Annotated in this window: 12 protein-coding genes; 5 read left to right on the top strand and 7 right to left on the bottom strand. The window is 64.3% G+C overall.

Annotation, left to right across the window (positions count from 1 at the left end; all coding sequences use genetic code 11):
• The first annotated feature begins 85 nt into the window (after positions 1–85).
• Complete coding sequence (tarD, locus tag C2U70_RS28330; protein ID WP_140981923.1) at positions 86–1,255, top strand: D(-)-tartrate dehydratase; 1,170 nt, start codon at positions 86–88, stop codon at positions 1,253–1,255.
• Positions 1,256–1,493: 238 nt separating this feature from the next.
• On the opposite strand, the gene C2U70_RS28325 is transcribed toward tarD, so the two are convergent.
• Positions 1,494–2,846 (bottom strand): malonyl-CoA decarboxylase, encoded by a 1,353-nt coding sequence (locus tag C2U70_RS28325; protein WP_140981922.1) that lies wholly within the window; start codon positions 2,844–2,846, stop codon positions 1,494–1,496.
• 256 nt (positions 2,847–3,102) lie between these two features.
• Positions 3,103–3,903: an AraC family transcriptional regulator gene (locus tag C2U70_RS28320; RefSeq protein ID WP_186294521.1), complete on the bottom strand. Its 801-nt coding sequence runs from the start codon at positions 3,901–3,903 to the stop codon at positions 3,103–3,105.
• Positions 3,904–3,990: 87 nt separating this feature from the next.
• Here C2U70_RS28320 and C2U70_RS28315 point away from each other — a divergent pair, with 87 nt between their 5' ends.
• Together C2U70_RS28315 and C2U70_RS28310 are read left to right on the top strand one after the other, a co-directional pair.
• Positions 3,991–5,184 carry an MFS transporter gene (locus tag C2U70_RS28315; protein ID WP_140981920.1) on the top strand — a complete coding sequence of 398 codons (1,194 nt, stop codon included), beginning with the start codon at positions 3,991–3,993 and terminating at the stop codon, positions 5,182–5,184.
• A 121-nt stretch (positions 5,185–5,305) separates the two neighbouring features.
• Positions 5,306–6,115 (top strand): class I SAM-dependent methyltransferase, encoded by an 810-nt coding sequence (locus C2U70_RS28310; protein WP_140981919.1) that lies wholly within the window; start codon positions 5,306–5,308, stop codon positions 6,113–6,115.
• Positions 6,116–6,701: 586 nt separating this feature from the next.
• Here the strand turns inward: C2U70_RS28310 and C2U70_RS28305 are convergent.
• The 3 genes from C2U70_RS28305 to C2U70_RS28295 all read right to left on the bottom strand — a co-directional run bounded on the left by C2U70_RS28305 (position 6,702) and on the right by C2U70_RS28295 (position 12,861).
• Positions 6,702–9,872, bottom strand: coding sequence for an efflux RND transporter permease subunit (locus C2U70_RS28305; RefSeq protein WP_140981918.1), 3,171 nt, complete (start codon positions 9,870–9,872; stop codon positions 6,702–6,704).
• Positions 9,873–9,881: 9 nt separating this feature from the next.
• Positions 9,882–11,048 (bottom strand): efflux RND transporter periplasmic adaptor subunit, encoded by a 1,167-nt coding sequence (locus C2U70_RS28300; protein WP_140981917.1) that lies wholly within the window; start codon positions 11,046–11,048, stop codon positions 9,882–9,884.
• Positions 11,049–11,271: 223 nt separating this feature from the next.
• A complete protein-coding gene (locus tag C2U70_RS28295) occupies positions 11,272–12,861 on the bottom strand; it encodes a B12-binding domain-containing radical SAM protein (protein ID WP_140981929.1) in 1,590 nt (529 codons plus the stop codon).
• A gap of 293 nt (positions 12,862–13,154) precedes the next feature.
• On the opposite strand from C2U70_RS28295, the gene C2U70_RS28290 reads away from it, so the two are divergent.
• Positions 13,155–13,382, top strand: a complete 228-nt coding sequence (locus C2U70_RS28290) for a hypothetical protein (RefSeq protein WP_140981916.1) — start codon at positions 13,155–13,157, stop codon at positions 13,380–13,382.
• Between the two features lie 138 nt (positions 13,383–13,520).
• On the opposite strand, the gene C2U70_RS28285 is transcribed toward C2U70_RS28290, so the two are convergent.
• Together C2U70_RS28285 and C2U70_RS28280 are read right to left on the bottom strand one after the other, a co-directional pair.
• Complete coding sequence (locus C2U70_RS28285; RefSeq protein WP_140981915.1) at positions 13,521–15,014, bottom strand: flavin-containing monooxygenase; 1,494 nt, start codon at positions 15,012–15,014, stop codon at positions 13,521–13,523.
• Between the two features lie 108 nt (positions 15,015–15,122).
• On the bottom strand, positions 15,123–15,572 hold the full coding sequence (locus C2U70_RS28280) for a cupin domain-containing protein (RefSeq protein WP_140981914.1): 450 nt from the start codon (positions 15,570–15,572) through the stop codon (positions 15,123–15,125).
• Positions 15,573–15,754: 182 nt separating this feature from the next.
• On the opposite strand from C2U70_RS28280, the gene C2U70_RS28275 reads away from it, so the two are divergent.
• Entirely contained in the window at positions 15,755–16,780 is a 1,026-nt protein-coding gene (locus tag C2U70_RS28275) for an AraC family transcriptional regulator (RefSeq protein WP_140981913.1), read from the top strand.
• Positions 16,781–16,796: the final 16 nt, after the last annotated feature.

Here is a 16,796-nt window from a genome sequence, read left to right as displayed (position 1 = left end):
TTCTTGGCGCTGCGGGAAAGGTCGTGGATGGGCGGGACAAGCCCGGCCATGACGAGAGGAGAGAGCCCGCGAGAAAGTTAAAGCCATGTCCGTCCGCATCGTCGACGTCCGCGAGATCACAAAGCCGATCTCCTCGCCGATCCGCAACGCCTATATCGACTTCACCAAGATGACGACCAGCCTGGTCGCCGTCGTCACCGACGTGAAGCGTGACGGCAAGACGGTCGTCGGCTACGGCTTCAACTCCAACGGACGTTACGGGCAGGGCGGCCTGATCCGCGAGCGCTTTGCCTCGCGCATCCTCGAAGCCGAGCCGAAGTCGCTCTTGAACGCGGCCGGCGACAATCTCGATCCGGACAAGGTCTGGGCCGCGATGATGACCAATGAGAAGCCGGGCGGGCATGGCGAGCGCTCGGTCGCGGTCGGCACCATCGACATGGCGGTGTGGGATGCGGTGGCGAAGATCGCGGGCCAACCACTGTTTCGCTTGCTCGCCGAGCGGCACGGCCTGACAGCCAACCCGCGCGTCTTCGTCTATGCCGCCGGCGGCTATTATTATCCCGGCAAGGATCTCTCGATGCTGCGCGGCGAGATGCGCTCCTATCTCGATCGCGGCTATAACGTCGTGAAGATGAAGATCGGCGGCGCACCGGTCGAGGAAGATCGCACCCGCATCGAGGCGGTGCTGAAGGAGATCGGCAAGGACGCGCAGCTCGCGGTCGATGCCAACGGCCGCTTCGACCTGGAGACCGCGATCGCCTACGCAAAAATGCTGCGCGACTATCCGCTGTTCTGGTACGAGGAGGCCGGCGATCCCCTCGACTATTCATTGCAGGCAGCCCTTGCCGACTTCTATCCGGGCCCGATGGCCACAGGCGAAAACCTGTTCAGCCACCAGGACGCCCGCAATTTGATCCGCCATGGCGGCATGCGGCCGGACCGCGACTGGCTGCAATTCGACTGCGCGCTGTCCTACGGCCTCTGCGAGTATCAGCGCACGCTGGACGTGCTGAAGACCCATGGCTGGTCGCCAAGCCGCTGCATCCCCCATGGCGGCCACCAGATGTCGCTCAACATCGCAGCCGGCCTCGGCCTCGGCGGCAATGAGAGCTATCCCGACCTGTTCCAGCCCTATGGCGGCTTCCCCGACGGCGTGCGTGTCGAGAACGGGCACATCACCATGCCCGACCTGCCCGGCATCGGCTTCGAGGGGAAGTCCGATCTCTACAAGGAGATGAAGGCGCTGGCGGAGTAGGGGCTGCGCGACGGCCGTGCTAATTGACTCAGTGTCGTCCCGGACAAGCGCGCAATAAGCGCGCTCCGATCCGGGACCCATAACCCCAGGGAGAAGTCGTTGCGCGAAGCTGGTAACTCCGAGTCTTCGCCAAACCACTTCCTGTGGTTATGGGTCCCGGATCGGCGCGCCGCTCCGCGCGCTTGTCCGGGACGACGATGGGGATGGTTCGCAATAATCTCTCAACACGACATCGCCCCTACGACAACCGCATATCCAGCAACCGCCGCCCTTCACCCTTGATCAGCTTCTTCACCGCACTCGAGGCCACCACCTCGCCGTCATTGGCGTAGGCCTCGTGGTTCTTCTCGATGTCGTCGAGGCGGTAGAGATAGTTGACCATGATCCCGGCGGATTCGCGCATTCCCTTTGGCGAGAGATCGCCGAGCCAGTTGATCCGCTCCAGCCGCGCGCCGTTGCCGAGATGGAAGCGGGCGACGGAATCGATCATGCGCCCCTTCGGCGTGCGCGCCTTCAGGAAGTAGTAGGCCGCGAGCGGCTCCAGCACGCCGCGCAACTGCGCGGTGATCTCGGGATGCTCGAACCATTTCGGGTCGTCGAGGCGTTTCAGGATTTCGCGGTCGTCGTCGCTGAGCGGAACGTCCTTGTCCTGCTTCAGCCATTGCATGAAGCCCGGCACCGGCGACAACGTCACGAAAGTGTCGAGTTTTGGCGTTTCGCGGCGCAGCTCCTCGACCACCTGCTTGATCAAAAAGCTGCCGAACGAGATGCCCCCTAAGCCGCGCTGGGTGTTGGAGATCGAGTAGAACACGGCGGTGCGCGCCTTCTCGATGGGCAAGTGCTGGCGGTCCACGGCGAGCAACGGCGCGATCGCGCCCGGGATCGTCTCGGTCAGCGCGACCTCGACGAAGATCAGCGGCTCGTCCACCAGCGCCGGATGGAAGAAGGCGTAGCAGCGCCGGTCCACGGGATCGATGCGGCGGCGCAGATCGTCCCAGTCCGAGATCTCGTGCACGGCTTCGTAACGGATGATCTTTTCGAGGATGTTGGCCGGTGTCGACCAGTCGATCCTGCGCAGCACGAGAAACCCCCTGTTGAACCAAGACGAGAGCAGATGCACGACGTCGCGGTCGAGCGCTGCGAGATCATTGTGCCCCTTCATCATGCCCAGCAGATCAGCGCGCATGCTGACGAGATCGCCGGTGCCGCCGGGCGCGCGGTTAAGCCGGCGGATCAGCTCCTGGCGCCGCGGCTCCGAGGCAAAATGCAGGCTGCTCGCGTCTTCGTCGTCGGGCTGCGCGCGCCACTTTTCGACCGCCTGCGCCAGCTTCTCGCGGTCCGGGCCGAAATCGCGCACCAGCGCCTCGAAAAAGGCGTGGCGCTGCGTGGCGTCGAGCTCCTGGTAGAGATCGAGCACATCCCGCGCCATGGCCGTGCCGGACGCCTCGCCGCGTCCGGACAAGAGCGCGTTGCAGAGCTGGACCAGACCGTCCGTATCCTGACCGGCGTCAGAGGACCCTGCGCGCCGCAACAGCGTGCGCCCGCGCTCGGAAATCGTGGTCAGGAGGTCGGAGAAGAACGCGTTGGCCATGAGGACTTTCGTATCCGGATTTGCTCGCGGCAAGATTACACAGGATTTGGGCGGAAGCCGATCACAATCAAGCGCAAGTTTTTTGCATCTTTAGCTGTGCCATGCGCCACCGGGGAATCTGTCATGCCCCCGGTGGCATTTGGAGGACGAGGCAGCTACCCCACACGCCGTCATTGCGAGCGCAGCGAAGCAATCCAGACTGTTGCCGTGGAAGGATTCCGGATTGCTTCGCCGCGCTCGCAATGATGGGGGTGCGCTAAATCTTCCCCGCAAATTCCGTCGGCGTCCGCCCCGTCACCTGGCGAAACGCGGCGGAGAAGGCGGGAACGCTGGCATAACCGAGCTGGGCGGCGAGCTGCTTCACCGAGACATTGGCGTCCGTCGACAGCCGTTCGATCGCGGCGGCAACGCGGGCGCGCTGGCACCAGCTCTTGAAGCTCAGTTGCGTCTCCGCCGAGAACAGCCGCGACAGCGTGCGCGCCGAGGTTCCGACCTCGCGCGCCAGCGTCTCGATCTCGTGGATGGCAGTGGGATCGTCGAGCACGATCATCGCGGCGCGCCGGCAGCGCGGTTCCCGCGGCAGCGGAACGAAGGTCGCGGAGTCCTCGGCCTGGTGTAGCTCGAGCATCACCAGCCGCACCAAAAGCTCGGTGCGTTCCGCCGTGTTGCGCGAGTCGAACAGCGCGAGGATCGCCTGGTGCAGCAGCGCCGACACCCGGACCACGAACTCCCTGGTCAGTCCCTCATTGCGCTGCTCGCGCGTCAGCCAGGCGAGGTCGAAATACAGCGTGCGCATCTCGATATCGGCGAGCAGGTCGATGGCGTGCTCGCGCCCGGCCGGCATCCAGACCGCGCGGTCCGGTGGCACCAGCCAGCGCCCCTCGGGCGTCGTCACCTGCATCGTGCCCTTGGCTGCATAGATCAGTTGGGCCTCGCGGTGCATGTGGAGGTCGATCCGCATGCCCTTGGGATAATCGCGCGCGACCAGATGCACGCCGGCCGGCGACAGATGGTTGCTCCGGACCTCCCGGAGGATTGGCGTTTCGACGATAGTCATTGGCGGCATCCCGTCATGGCTCCGACATATAACTCATTTCGGGCAAAGATTCATGCCCGCCAGGGAAACGCCGCAGGAAACGCCTTAATGAACAGTCCCAGCCGGGTCATCAGCTTCGTGAACGCCGCGCACTTCATCGACCATTATTCGATGCTGATCTTTGCCGCGGCCGTGATCGTCATGGGGCCGGCCCTCGGCATGGCCTATGCGGAGCTGTTGCCCTACGCGACGCCCGGCTTCGTCGCCTTCGGCGCCGGATCGCTGCTCACCGGCTGGCTCGGCGACCGCTGGAGCCGCCGCCACATGATGCTGATCTTCTTCCTCGGCATCGGCGCCTCCATGGTGTCGGTGGGCTTCGTGCAGACGCCGGCCCAGCTCGGCGCCGCCCTGCTCGCGATCGGCATCTTCGCCTCGATCTATCATCCCGTCGGCACCGCGATGATCGTCTCCTATGCCGAGAAGCTCGGCCGCGAGATGGGGCTGAACGGCGTCTGGGGCAATCTTGGCGTTGCCTCGTCGGCGCTGGTCACCGGCGTCATCGGACAATATCTCGGCTGGCGCTACGCCTTCATCGTCCCCGGTGTCGTCACGATGCTGATCGGCGTGGTCTTCGCGCTGTCAGTGGTGCACGAGGACCGCAAGGGATCGAAGCAGGCGGCCGCCCAGGCGCGTGTCGCCAAGCAGGACATGTGGCGCGTGATCCTGTCGCTGCTGATCGTCGTGATCGCGATCTCCACCACCTTCAACGCGGTCACGGTGGCGCTGCCAAAACTGTTCGCCGAGCGGCTCGCCGATCTCACCAGCAGCCCGGCGCTGCTCGGCGTGATCGCGGCCTGTGTCTATGTGTTCGGCGCGATGACGCAGTACACGATCGGCCGCCTGCTCGATCATTATTCGCTGAAGACGGTGGCGCTGCCGTTGTCCTTCATGCTGGCGCCGTTCCTGTATCTCGCCGCGAGCCTGCAGAACCTGCCGCTCATTCTGGTGTCGATCGGCATCGTCATGGGCGCGTTCGGGCAGGTCACCGTCAACGACGCCATGGTCGGAAAATACACCACCGAGGAATGGCGCTCGCGCGCTTACGCAGTGCGCTATTTCGTCGGCTTCACCGCCGCCGGCGCGTCCGTCGGCTTGGTCGCCTGGCTCTACGAGCAGGGCGGCTTCGTCACCATGCTGCACGCCTTTGCCGCGCTCTGCCTGCTGGCGATCGCGGCCGCGATCATCCTGCCGCGCGAGATACGGACACCTGCGGCCAGCCTGGCGGCGAGCCCGGCCGAATAGCCGGCCCCTCCCGCGGGAGCTGCGTCGAAGCGGAGACTTGTTGCCTGGGGCGCGCGGGCTAAAATCGTCGCGCCGTTGATAGGCAATCTGTTGTCTCAAGGTCTATTTGGATTGGTGGGGCATGGTTTCAAATTTCGTTTCGAAGGGTGCTGCCGGTTATGAGTCGTTCATGGGAAGATGGAGCCAGCGTCTTGCGCCTCTCTTCCTGGATTTCGCCGGCATCGGCGTGCACGAAAGGGTGCTCGACGTCGGATGCGGCACCGGAAGCCTGACGCTGGCGATTGCGGAAAGCTGTGAGGTCGACGCCATCGAAGCGATCGACTTCGAGGAGCAATTTGTCGAAGCCCTGAAGCAGAAGAGCAGGGACCCGAGGATCGTCGCCCGGCAGGGCGATGCCTGTGCCCTGCCATATGGTGACGGACAATTCGACCGGGCGCTATCCTTGCTTGTTCTCCATTTCGTGTCTGATCCCTCGAAAGCCGTTTCGGAGATGCGCCGCGTGGTTCGCCCTGGAGGCGTCGTTGCCGCGACGGTATGGGATACGTTCGGCGGGATGCCGAGCCAACGCATGTTTTGGGACACATTCTGCGCGATTGAGCCGGCGGCGATGGAGCGGCGGTCGATCGCTCTCACCCGGCCGATGACCGGACCCGGGCAGCTCGTGAGCGTCTTTGTTCAGGGAGGGCTGGAACAGGTCCGCGAAACGTCTCTGACCATTCGGATGGAGTTCGGCAGCTTCGACGATTACTGGGAGCCGCTGATACACGGTCAGGGCACACTGGCCTCGTTCCTCTCGACGCTCTCAGAGCGAACGACCGACAAGCTGAAATCGGACGTTCGAGACGCCTACCTGTGCGGTGGACCTGACGGAGCGAGGAGTTTTGCGACGACGGCCGTGGCAGTCAAAGGGACCGTTCCCCGTCCGACTTAAAGTCGCTACTTGGGGTCAGCAGGGGTTGATGAGCTCAGAACCAACCAAAATCGGCTCAGCGTGGCCGACGCAGTGATCAGGCAGTCCGGCGTGTCGGCGCTGCTGGTTTCAAGCGGTGAGCCGCACCGGCGCGCAGCGGCTATTTGCCTTGCGAAAATACGATGCGACAATCCTTCGCACCCCTGTGTCCCTGGCAAGCGTTCAGAGCTTTCCACTTCGCATCCTCAAGTGAGCTCGCCTTCTGGCCGGTCGAATATCCGCAGGCACCGGTGCCTCTCGCGAACGCTTTGGGTGCCAGCCCTGCTTGATAGTAGCCGAGCAACTGGTCACATGTCGGTTGAGCATGAGAGTTGCAGCAGCTTGCAAGAAGAGCTTCAAACGACGCAATCGCGAGAGCGAAATAGCGCATTCGGCTTCTCCGGTCTCCCCCCGGCCATCGGCTGCCGAAGGTTCTGCAATGATGACAATATACCCCTGATTTGCCCGACGGGTCAAGCGAATTTCGTAAAAATAGAAGTTCGATCACGGCGTCGTGATGTACTGTGCATGGGGTTGTTTTCGATTTTTGTTTTTCCCGCCGCCAACCTTACGATTTTGCCTCCGCCGCCGGCTGCACCGTCGGCGCCGCCTTCGCCGCCTTCCGCGACGCGAGCCAGTTCTCGAAGCGCTGCACCACCACGAAGAAGGCGGGCACGAACAGCACGGCGAGGCAGGTCGAGGCCAGCATGCCCGAGAACACGGTGATGCCGATCGACTTGCGGGCGCTGGCGCCGGCGCCGGTCGCGAGCACCAGCGGCACGACGCCGAGGATGAAGGCGAACGACGTCATCAGGATCGGGCGGAAGCGGGCGCGCGCCGCCTCGATGGCCGATTCCAGCACCGGCTTGCCGTCGCGGCCGTGCAGCTCGAGCCCGACCTCGACGATCAGGATCGCGTTCTTGGCCGACAGCGCGATCAGCAGGATCAGGCCGATCTGGCAATAGAGGTTGTTGTCGATCTTCAGGGCGTTGAGGATCAGCATCGGCCCGATCAGCGACAGGGGGACTGCGAGGATCACCGAGATCGGCGCATACCAGCTCTCATACTGGCCGGCGAGCACGAGATAGACCAGCAGCATGGCGAGGCCGAATACCCAGTAGATCTGGTTCGAGACCGCCTTCTCCTGATAGGACATCGCCGTCCATTCATAGCCGGTGCCGGGCGGCAACGTCTTGTCGGCGATCTCTTCCATCAGCTCCAGCGACTGGCCGGACGAGTAGCCCTGCGCCGGCAGGCCGACGATGGTCGCCGCCGGATAGAGGTTGTAGAGGCTGATCAGCGACGGCCCGGTGATCGGCGTGATCTTCGCCACGGTGCCGATCGGGATCATGTCGCCGTTGGAGTTGCGCACCATCATGTTGGCGATGTCGCGCTCGGTGACGCGGAACGCCGGGTCGGCCTGCGTGTAGACCTGGAACACACGGCCGAACTTGTTGAACTGGTTGACGTAGGACGAGCCCAGATAAGTTGATAGCGCCGAGAATACCTGGTCGGTGGTCACGTGCAGCGTCTGGGTCTTGATGCGGTCGATCTCGACGTTGAATTGCGGCACTGAGGAGCGGAACGACGACTGCACCCGTTGCAGCGCGCTCTGGCTCTGCGCGTTGCTCACCATCGCGCCGGTGATCGCCTGCAGCTTCGCAAAGTCACTGTTGCCGTCACGCAGCTCGACCTGCATCGAGAAGCCGGCCGCGTTGCCGATGCCCTGGATCGGCGGCGGCGGCAGCACCAGCACGCGCGCCTCCATGATGGTGGCGAGCTTGTCGTTGAGGCCATAGACCAGTGAGCGCAGATCCTCGCCCGGTCCCTTGCGGGCGTCCCAGTCTTTCAGGATGATGTAGGCGACGCCGGCGTTCGCGAGGCTCGCGCTGTTGTCGAGTGCGGAGATGCCTGCAATGGTGATGACCTGGGCGACGCCCGGCGAACCGCTGACGATCTCAGCGGCCTTGTCGAGCACCTTCTGCGTCCGCTCGAGTGCTGCGCCGTCAGGGAGCTGGATTGCGGCAATCAGATAGCCCTGGTCCTCGATCGGCAGGAATCCGGTCGGCACCCGCGACAGGCCGTAGCCGCCGATGCCGATCAGCACCAGCGCAATTCCCACCGACACCGTGGCGTGGCGGCACAGCGTGGTGATCAGGCGCGTGTAGCCGCGCTCGACCTTGTTATAGACGGCGTTGAAGCCGCGATAGAAGAAATTGCGCTTTTCCGGCGGCACCGTCGGGCGAAGCCACAGCGCGCACTGCGTCGGCTTCAGCGTCGCCGCGTTGATGGCTGACAGCAGTGCGGTCGCCGCGATCACGAGTGCGAATTGCGAATAGATGCGGCCCGTGAGCCCGGCGAGGAACGAGGCCGGCAGGAACACCGAGATCAGCACCAGCGTGATGCCGACGATCGGCGCAAAGAGCTGGTCCATCGCACGGATCGCGGCGTCGTGGCCGGTCATGCCCTGCTCGATATTGTGGGCGGCGCCCTCCACAACGACGATCGCGTCGTCGACGACGATGCCGATCGCGAGCACGATCGCAAACAGCGTCGACATGTTGATGGTGAAGCCGAGCGCCGCCATCGCGGCGAACGCGCCGATGATGGTCACCGGCACCGTCGTCGCCGGCACCAGCATCGCGCGCCAGTCCTGCAGGAACACCAGGATCACGACCAGCACGAGCAGGCCGGCCTCGATCAGGGTCATGTAGACCTCGTGAACCGAAGCCTGCACGAATTTCGTGGTGTCGAACGGCGTGTCGTATTTGATGCCCTGCGGGAACGCCTTTGCGAGCTCCGCCATCTTCTTCTCGACGGCCTGCTCGACCTGCAGCGCGTTGGCGCCCGGCGACTGGAACACGCCGATGCCGGTGGCCGGCTGCTTGTTCAGCGAGAAGATCTGGCTGTAGGTCTGCGCGCCGAGCTCGACCCAGCCGACGTCTCGCACCCGCGTGACGTCGCCGGCATTGCCGGTCTTGACGATGATGTTCTCGAACTGCGTGGTGTCGTCGAGCCGGCCGTTGACGTTGAGCGTGTACTGGAACGCCTGTCCGGGCGGCGTCGGCGGCGCGCCGACCTGTCCGGCGGCGACCTGCTGGCTCTGCTGCTGGATCGCCTGGATCACGTCCGACGGCTGCAGCCCGCGCACCTGCAGCTTGTTGGGATCGAGCCAGATCCGCATCGAATACTGGCCGGCGCCGAACACGGTGACGTTGCCGACGCCGGGCAGGCGCGAGAGCTCGTCGCGGATGTTGATGGTGGCGTAGTTGCTCAAATAGAGGCTGTCGTATTTCGCGTCAGGCGAGGTCAGCGTCACGAACAGCAGGATCGAGGTCGACTTCTTCTGGACCGTGACGCCCTGGTTCTGCACGGCCTGCGGCAATTGCGACAGCGCGCTGGAGACGCGGTTCTGCACCAGCACCTGTGCGAAGTTGAGGTCGACGCCGATCTTGAAGGTCACCGTCAGCGTGTAGGTGCCGTCGGAGCCGCTGTAGGACTGCATGTAGAGCATGTCCTCGACGCCGTTGACCTGCTGCTCGATCGGCAGCGCCACGGTGTCGATCACGGTCTTGGCGCTGGCGCCGGGATAGCGGGTGGTGACCTGCACGGTCGGCGGCACCACGTCCGGATATTGCGCGATCGCAAGGTTGAACAGCGCCACGCCGCCGATCAGGATCATCAGGCAGGCGATGACGTTGGAGAGGACGGGACGCTCGATGAAAAATTTCGAGATCATGGCCGGCTCCTACTTGGCCGACGCTTGCGGCGTCTCGATCTTCTGCGCCTGCGGATCGACCTTCTGGCCGGGGATCACGCGCAACAGGCCGGCGATCACGACGCGGTCGTCTCCCGTCAGCCCGCTCTCGATCACGCGGAGCCCGTTGTCCACCGGGCCGATCTGCACCTTGCGCTGCTCGACATTGTTGTCGGCGTTGACGACGAGCACGTAGCGGCCGCCCTGGTCGCTGCCGAGCGCGGTGTCGGGCACGAGGAGGGCGTCCTTCTGCTGGTCGACGGGCACGCGGACGCGGACGAAATAGCCCGGCAGCAGCACGCGCTTCTCGTTCGGGATGATGCCGCGCACCGGTAATGTGCCGGTGGCCTGGTTGACGGTCGGCGCCGCATAGTCGAGGTGCCCCTCGTGCGGATAGCCGGTCTCGGTCTGCAGGCCGACCTCGACTGGCAGCGATTTGAGGTCGGCCGCCGTCATGCCACGGCGCTGCGCTTCGGCGCGGATGCGCAGCACGTCCTGTTCGTTGACGTTGAAGTTCACATAGATCGGGTCCATCGCGACGATGGTCGCGAGCTGGGTCGGCGAGGACACGCCGACGAGCTCGCCGATCGAGACCAGATGGGTCGAGACGATGCCGTCGAACGGCGCGGTCACCTTGGTGTAGCCGTAATTGACCTGCGCGAGTTTGGTGTTGGCCTGGGCCTGCTGGAGATTGGCCTGGGCGTTGTCGCGCGTCGCGGTGGACGTATCCAGCGTCGCCTGCGACACCGCCTGCCGTTGCACGAGGTCGGTTTGCCGCCTGAAATCCGCCTCGGCCTGCTTGAGCGAGGCTTGCGCGCCGGCTTCAGCGGCCTGCGCCTGCTCGAGCTTGAGTTTGTAGGTGTCGGGCTCGATCGTGAACAGCGTGGCGCCTTGTTTGACGAAGGTGCCGTCCTGATAGTCGATCGATTGCAAAAATCCCTGTACGCGTGCGACGAGATCGACGCTCTTGATTGGCGCGGTGTTGCCGGTAGCTTCGAGATAGCGCGTGATCGTGCGCTGCACGGGGGTGGCGACGTCAACCTTCGGCGGCGGCGGCGCGACGTAGGTGTTTTTCTGTTCGCAGCCGGCGAGCGCCGTGACGGCCGCGATTGCGACCAGAGCCTTGCCGATCTGTCCCGAGAAATTCGCGCGCATCATCGCGGTGGCCCCCGTATGTTGTATGCCTGCGGCAGGTCTCCAGCGGATTTGATAGCAACAAACCGCGAGCCGTGGAACACCATAGCCATGGCAGCGCGGCGCCTTGCACCGCAAAGAACCGCGTGGCTTGTGACAGATTTGTCAACGCGCAGGGCGAATCCCCTTTCAGCCCGTGCACGATCGACCAGAATTGTGTCAAAGGCGGCCCATGCGCCGCAGTTGCCTAGTTCGGCGTGTGCGCCGCGTGATGGTTCGGAGCCGTTGCGCCGGGCACCGTCTCATCCAGCGCCGCAAGCCGGACGTCGATCGCCTCCACCACGCGGCGCGCGAACGGGCCGAGATGGGCATAGGCCGCGATCATGGCGACTGCGATGCGGGCTGAGGAAGAGTCGCGCTTGGCGCAGGCGAGGAAGGTTTTCCAGAACGGACCGTGCGCCTCGGGGATCGCCGACGTCACACGATGCACGGTCTCGAGCGCGCGGACCTTTGTGCGGACGTCGCCTTCGGGCAATTCGGGCCGTTGCCGCGAGCGGTCGAGCAACGTCATCAGCCGGTCGATGCGGCTGGCATAGATATCCGGACGATAGATGGTCGCGAGCACCGTCTTGTAATCGGTCAAGATGTCCCGCATCGGGCGCGCTGGATCGAAATTGATACCGGCGGTGCACTGGTCGCCGCTGGCGCTTGGCAAGGCCAGATCATGGTTCGCATGCAGCCGGCCTTCGCGGGCGAGACGCCGCGTGAGCTGTGTGTTCGGCAACGCAAAGAGCAGGCCGACCATGCAGACGGGTATCGCCGCCTCCTCGATAAAGTCGATCATGGCATCTGCCATCGACACCTTCTCGCTGTCGAAGCCGACGATGAAGCCGGCGGTCACCAGCATTCCGGCGGCGTAGATCTTGTGGATGCTTTCGGCGATGTTGCGCCTGGTATTCTGCTTCTTGCGCATCGCGACCAGCGTCGCCGGGTCCGGACTTTCGATGCCGACGAAGACGGCGAAAAAGTTCGCGTCGGCCATCAGGTTCAGGAGCTCCGGATCGTCGGCGAGGTTGACCGAGGCCTCCGTCGAGAGCTCGAACGGATAATCATGGGCGCGCTGCCACTCGGCGAGCACCGGCAGGAACAGCCGCAGCGATTTCTTGTTGCCGATGAAATTGTCGTCGACGAAGTCGAGATGGCCGCGATAGCCCATCGCGTAGAGCGCATCGAGCTCGGCCAGCATCTGCGGCGTCGTCTTGGTTCGCGGCACCCGTCCGTAGAGCTCGATGATGTCGCAGAACTCGCAGGTGAAGGGGCAGCCGCGCGAGTACTGGACGCCGAGATAGAGATAGTCTTCAGGCCTCAAGAGGTCGAAGCGCGGCACCGGTGTTTTGGTGACGTCGGCCTGGAATTTTGGCGCGGTGAAGACACCGGATCGCGCGCCGCTCTCCCAGGCCGCCACGAAGTCGTCGATGACGCTTTCGGCCTCGCCGAGCACCCGGAAGTCGGCAAGCTCGTAGATGTGCGGGCTCGACGTCGGATCGGGGCCGCCGACGACAACGGGCGTACCGCGCGCGCGGCAAAGCTCGATCAGGCGCAGCGTATCGGCCTGTTGCGGAAACATGCCGCCGGTGAAGACGATGTCGGCCCAGGCGAGATCGTCGTCACAAAGCTCCGCCGTGTTGCAGTCGATCAGCCGCACGGTCCAGTCGCGCGGCAGCATCGCGGCCACTGTGATCAACCCAAGCGGAGCCGCAGGACGGCGAACGCCCATCAGCTTGCAGGATTCGCCAAAGCTCCAGAAGGAGTCCGCGACAAACAGCGGATAGAGCATCAGGACATTGCAAGGGCGCGTCACGCAGGGGGACCTCGCTCAGGAATGGCCGCGAGTGTAACAAAGCCGGCCCGTCTTGCACCCCCGCCAAAGGGGGCAGATTGACAGGGGGAACCCGACGCCAGGTCGGCAGCACGGTCAGCAACGCCGCACCTCAGGTTTCCGGCGCCAGACAGGGCTAACGGCCGTTAACCGAATCTCCGTGCGATAGTTTACCGGCACGAAAGCGGCACTGATTAGGCTTTGCCCCAGTGTTCCCTCAAATGCAGAGTTCAACTGCAGAAATTAGTCGCATGGCCAACAGCTTATGGACGATCGAAGAGTTTGCCTGCCCGCGCTGCGGGATGAACTACAGCGCGACAAAGGAGGAGCACACCGAAAAGCACTCCGGCAGCTTCAGATGCAGCGTCTGCAAGGCCGAGGTTCATGCCTGGGCCGACAATCATCACTTCTTCGACTGGAAGGCCATCCAGTCGCGCCCGCCGGTGTTCGGCAGGCGCTGGGGCGTCTCGCAGATGTAGGCGGAGACGTTTTCCGCCTCAAAAGCGCGATGAGAATCGTCATCGCGCTTTAGCTCCTTGATTGAGCATGATCTCCGCGCAAACGCGTTCCGCGTTTGTCGCGAGGGAAAACCGCTGCGCACTTTTCCGGATCATGCTCTATGCCGCCGCCTTGTACTGCGGCGCCGAGGCCAGATAGCGCGCATAGGCATCCGCGTCCGGCGGCAGGAAGCGTTCCGCCAGTCCGTTGCGCGAGGATTCCCTGGTGCCGATATCGGCCATCAGCTCGTCGAAGTGGCGATAGTGATAGGGCGCGACGCAGAGCCCGCCATAGACACCCGCCGCCGGCCGCTCGACGCGCTTGAAGTGCAGCATCATCTCGATGTTGTCGCGCATCGCTTGCGCCGTCGGCTGCCGCGCCAATTGTCCGTCGGCATAGCGCACCAGCCAGTTGGCCGCGAGATCGGCGCAGAGCACGGTGCAGAAGGACGAGTTGAAGCCGACAAAGCCCATGTCGGGCAGATCAGGGTTGGCGATCAGGCGGTAGAGGCGGTACTGCCCGTCGGCATCGACGAGCTTTGAACGATAGGCCTCGGGCAGGAACGGCACGCCGAGCTTGTAGCCGATTGCGAGCACGGCGACGTCGGCTTCGACGCGCTGGCCGCCGCTCATCACGATGGTGTTGCCTTCATAATGATCGAAGGTGCCGAAGATGGCCTTGATGCGGCCGTCGGCGACCATCGGATAGAAGTCGGGCGTTGCGATCGGCACCGAGCAATTGACGCCGTCCTCGATGCGCTCCTTCGGGACCATGTTGCATTTCTTCAGCTTGAGCTGCGCCTTCAACAGGCTCTCCAGCCCGCGCCAGTTCGCCCACACCAGCGGCGCGGTGACACGGTGTGCGAGCCGCGCCAGCGCGCTCGCGCCCCAGCCCGGGAACATCTGCTCCTGCGCGCGGATGTAGAGGATGCGCTTGAAGTTGACGAGGCCGCCGATGAAGTAGGGGATGCGCCACACCGGCTCGCGGAACACGATCGTGACCTCGCGCGCGCCCGACTTCACCGCATTGACCGCGATGTCGGTTGCGGATTTCGATCCGCCGAGCACGACGATGCGGCGTCCCTTTGCGATCGCGGGGTCGTTGTATTTAGAGGAGTGCAGGATCTCGCCGCCCTGGGCCTTGAAGTTCGCTTCGCCGGGGCAATGCAGCTCCTGCCGCTCGTTGAACTGCCCGGTGCAGACGGCGATGAAATCGAAGTCTTCCTTTGACGACGCGCCGTGGCTGTCCGTGAGCGTCAGCGTCCAGCCGGGCTTGCCGTCGGCGCGCCGCTCCATGCCGGCAACGCCGGTGTTGAGCCGCAGCATGTTGGTGAGGCCATGGCTCTTCGCGTAGTCCGCGAGATAGGCATGAACCTGCGGGCCGGTCGGCCATTCCGGATAGGCCTCCGGCATGGCGCGGTCGGTGTAGCGATAGAGATCTTTTGGGCTCTGGGTCTGCACGTCAGGATAGGAGCGCGCCGGTTCCCAGACGCCGCCGAGATCGGCGCTGCGTTCGACGATGGTGACCTTGTGGCCGCGGGCCGAGAAGGCTTTGGCGGCGGCGAGACCGGAGACGCCGGCGCCGATCACGCAGACATGCTTTGGGCTGACCATGGGTTTGCTCGCTTTGGGTTGTGTGAAGCGCAGCCGACCGTGTTCGGCCGCAACACGTGCGGCCGCCGGCCTTGCGAGATGAGTTGAGTTGACGCGGAGGCGCGTCGCCTAGTCGTTGGCTTCGGGTGGCAGAAAGTCCACTTCGTGCTGTGCCGAGATGCGCACGACCTCTGCGGGGTCCGTCAGATTGTGGAGCTGGTTGAACAGCGCTTCCAGCTTCTGCATCGGCGAGACCCAGAACAGCGCGCGGCACGGCTTGTCGGACTTGTTGAAATAGCCGTGCGGAATACCGCGCGGCATGCGCACGAGGTCGCCGGCCTTGGCCTTCACCCATTGGCCGTCGAGCTTGAGGTCGAGCTCGCCTTCCTGCACCAGGATGAACTCGTCCTGGGTCGGATGGATGTGCACCGGCACGAACTGGCCGGGGTCGCTGTTGGTCTCGAATGCGAAGGTGGAGTCGGTCACGGCTTTGGGGAAATAGACCTGACCCAGAATATTCCAGGTCTTGCCACCGTAGCCCGTACCGTTTGCAGTGATGCCTTTTTCGAGTGCAGCCATAGCTCATCTCCCTCTTGGATCCGGCGAGAATGAAAGATCGGTCAGGTGCCATGGGCTGTCTATCCGCAAAACGAATCCATGCGTGGTGCTGTGCAGCACGACGATTTTGCGACACGGCCCTTTCCGGGCGCCGGGAGGTATTATAGGTTTAAAATAATTCATGGCGCGACGTGTGGTCCCGGATGTCCGCAACCGAGCTGGAGATGAGCGCGAAAGGCTCCGAAGCCGTCAGGCTTGCGGAGTTTGCCCGCGTGACCACCGGCGACGTCGACGAGGCGGCCGAGCAGATCGGGCGCATCTTCTGCCCGCACGATCTGCAGCCGGCCCAGGCGAGGGCGCCCGGCTTCTACGCCCGGCACAATTGCGCGGCCTTTGACGGTTTTTCCATCAACTACGTCGCCTATGGCGGGTCGGTGACGATCGACCCCGGCTGTCTGGAGGGTTTTTTCCTGCTGCAGATCCCGCTGCGGGGTGGTGCCAGCGTTCGCGCCGGCACGCGGGAGCTCACCACCGCGCCTGGGACGACGGCGTCCCTGTTGTCCCCGACGCTGCCGACGCGGATGGCGTGGGCCGACTGCGCCCAGCTCATCCTGCTGCTTGATCGCCGCCTTGTGGAGCAGCGGGCCGCCGCGCTCGCGGGCAAGCCGTCCGGCACGGTCGAGTTCGATCCGGTCGTCGATCTCCGCACGCCGGCCGCGCGCAGCCTGTCGGCCAGGCTGGAGGAGCTTTTGGTGCTGGCCGAACGCCTCGGGCCGCGCGGCAAGCTACCGGCGACTGTGACCGCCGATCTGCGCGAGTCGCTGCTCGATCATCTTCTCAACGGCCAGCGGCATGGCCTGTCGGATGCTATCAGCACCTTCTCAGGCAAAGCCGAGCGGCTGCCGCGCGCCTTGCGCGCCGCGCGGGATCGCCTGGAAGCCTCGGCGGAAGAGCCGCTCGATCTCGTTGAACTCGCCACCTCCGCGGGCGTCGGCATCCGCGCGCTTCAGCTCGGCTTCCGCCGGCATTTTGGCCTGTCGATCTCGGAGATGCTGCTCGACATCCGCCTCGCCAATCTCCACGCGCGGCTCTCGCAGGCCACGCCCGATGCCTCCATCACCGACATCGCCTTCGATCTCGGCTTCACGCATCTGAGCCGCATGGCCGGCGCCTACCGCGAAAAATTCGGCGAGACGCCCTCGGCGACGTTGCGGCGGCGGTTGAGCTGACGCGTGGGAGACGCCT

The organism is Bradyrhizobium guangdongense, from assembly GCF_006483445.1.
GTDB classification, from domain to species: Bacteria; Pseudomonadota; Alphaproteobacteria; order Rhizobiales; family Xanthobacteraceae; genus Bradyrhizobium; species Bradyrhizobium guangdongense_A.
The sequence above is the reverse complement of the archived record's forward strand: the minus strand, read 5'-3'. Positions and strand labels throughout refer to the sequence as shown.